The sequence below is a fragment of the Dietzia sp. genome (assembly GCF_036741115.1).
Taxonomy (GTDB): domain Bacteria; phylum Actinomycetota; class Actinomycetes; order Mycobacteriales; family Mycobacteriaceae; genus Dietzia.
Genome location: NZ_DAINST010000148.1, coordinates 606 through 2,849, shown reverse-complemented (window position 1 = coordinate 2,849; position 2,244 = coordinate 606). Strand labels below are relative to the sequence as shown.

Annotated in this window: 2 protein-coding genes; both read right to left on the bottom strand. The window is 70.7% G+C overall.

The window, feature by feature from the left end:
* Nucleotides 1-1,826 (bottom strand): translation initiation factor IF-2 N-terminal domain-containing protein (locus V7E05_RS14040; protein WP_333620247.1); only part of this gene is annotated, 1,826 nt, incomplete at its 3' end.
* Between the two features lie 120 nt (nucleotides 1,827-1,946).
* Nucleotides 1,947-2,240 (bottom strand): YlxR family protein, encoded by a 294-nt coding sequence (locus tag V7E05_RS14035; protein WP_333620248.1) that lies wholly within the window; start codon nucleotides 2,238-2,240, stop codon nucleotides 1,947-1,949.
* Nucleotides 2,241-2,244 lie beyond the last annotated feature (4 nt).

Sequence of the window (2,244 nt, the reverse complement as noted above, 5' to 3'; positions counted from 1 at the left end):
TAGATGTCGACGAACATGGTGTCGCCGCCGTACTCCTCGGGCACGAGGCCGTACTCGGTCATCTGGCCACGGATCTTCGCGGGATCAGCGCCCTCCTTATCGATCTTGTTGACCGCCACCACGATCGGCACCTCTGCCGCCTGGGCGTGGTTGATCGCCTCGACGGTCTGCGGCATGACGCCGTCGTCCGCCGCCACGACGATGACCGCGATATCGGTCGACTTCGCACCGCGGGCACGCATGGCGGTGAATGCCTCGTGGCCCGGGGTATCGATGAACGTGATCGTCCGCTCGCTGCCCTCGACCTCGGCCTGGACCTGGTAGGCGCCGATGTGCTGCGTGATGCCGCCGGCCTCGTCCGCGCCGACGTTCTCGCGACGGATGGTGTCGAGGAGGCGGGTCTTGCCGTGGTCGACGTGACCCATGACGGTGACCACCGGGGGCCGCTTGGCGAGATCGTCGTCGCCGCCCTCGTCCTCACCGAAGCTGAGGTCGAAGGTCTCGAGGAGCTCGCGGTCCTCGTCCTCCGGGGAGACGACCTGGATCTTGAAGCCCATCTCCTCGCCGAGGAGCTGCAGCGTCTCTTCGCTCACCGACTGCGTGGCCGTGGCCATTTCGCCAAGATTGAAGAGCGCCTGCACGAGCTGGGCCGGGTTGACGTCGATCTTGTCTGCGAAATCGGCCAATGAGGCACCCTGTGCGAGGCGAACGGTCTGCCCGTTGCCGTTCGGCAACCGGACGCCGCCCACCTCGGGCGCGCGCATCGAATCATATTCCTGCCGCTTCTGTCGCTTCGACTTGCGACCCTTACGGGGCGCGCCGCCGGGACGACCGAACGCGCCGGCCGCACCACCGCGACCGCGACCGCCGCCACCCGGACGACCGCCGGGACCACCACCGGGCCCGCCACGGAATCCGCCGCCGCCACCGGGGCGGTTACCGCCGCCGGGACGGCCACGGCCGCCGGGCTTGACCTTCTCTGGCATGGCACCGGGGCTCGGGTGCGCGGGCATCATGGCCGGGTTCGGACGGGGGCCGCCCTGACCACCCTGGCCACCGGGGCGCGGAGCACCGGCGCCACCGGGACGGCCTCCACCCTGCGGGCGGGGTCCACCGGCGCCACCGGGGCGCGGGCCACCCTGGCCGGGACGGCCTGCACCGCCGGGACGAGGACCGCCCTGTCCGGGACGCGGGCCACCGGGGCCCGGAGCGGGACGCGGGGCCGGGCGAGACGGCTGGTTCGTCGAGAACGGGTTGTTCGCGACGCGCGGAGCCTTCGGCCCGGGGCGCGGGCCCGGCTTTGCACCGGGGCGAGCGGCCGGAGAGGCCGGAGTGGCCGATGCTGCCTGGCCGCCGGGCTTGGGTGCCGCGGCGCCAGGCTTCGGCGCAGACGCGGGCGACTGCGGGGCTGCGGGCTTACTCTCGGCCTGCGGCGCCTTAGGCGCGGGACGCGAGGCGCCGGGTCGCGGCGCATCGCCGGCCGGGGCCTTGGCTACTGGGGCAGCCGGCGCGGCCGGCTTCGCGCCGGCGGACTTCGCCGGTCCCGGCTTGGCGCCGGGCTTGGCCGCAGCGGAACCCGAACCCGAGTTCGCGCCGGACTGCTTGGTGCCCGGCTTGGCCGACGCACCGGACGACTTCTTCTCGCCCGAATCGGAGGCGCCGCCCCCATCGGGGAAGGCCTCCTTGAGGCGCCGAACGACGGGCACCTCGAGGGTAGATGAGGCGGACTTGACGAATTCTCCCTGCTCGCGCAGCTTCGCCAGGACCTCCTTGCTCGTTACGTTGAGCTCTTTCGCGATCTCATGGACGCGGGGCTTGCCTGCCACTGTTCTCCTGTCCTATAGGGACTAAAGGCGACATGGCAGGTCGCGAAAAGCCCCTATTGATTCCGATAGCCGATCATCGTTGCGACTTCACGGTGTTCTCATCGGTTGTTGTCCATTTCTTCACTCCTCCTCCCCTGCGCCGGACGCAGGAGGGATCGATGCGTCGCCGATTTCGGCGACAAGTCCGTGCAACGCCGATACATCCGCGTCGATTCCCAAACGGAGGGCACGTGGAAACGCCTTCCGCTCGAGTGCCTTCCGCAGACAATCGGTGTCGAGGTGAACCCATGCGCCCCTGCCGGGGGCTCGCGCTCCGCGATCCGGAAGCACGGCACCACCTCCGGGGGCGGCGACGACGCGGAGCAGCGCATCCGAGACGGGCTCGGAGGTGCGGCATCCGACGCAGGTCCGCACGGCT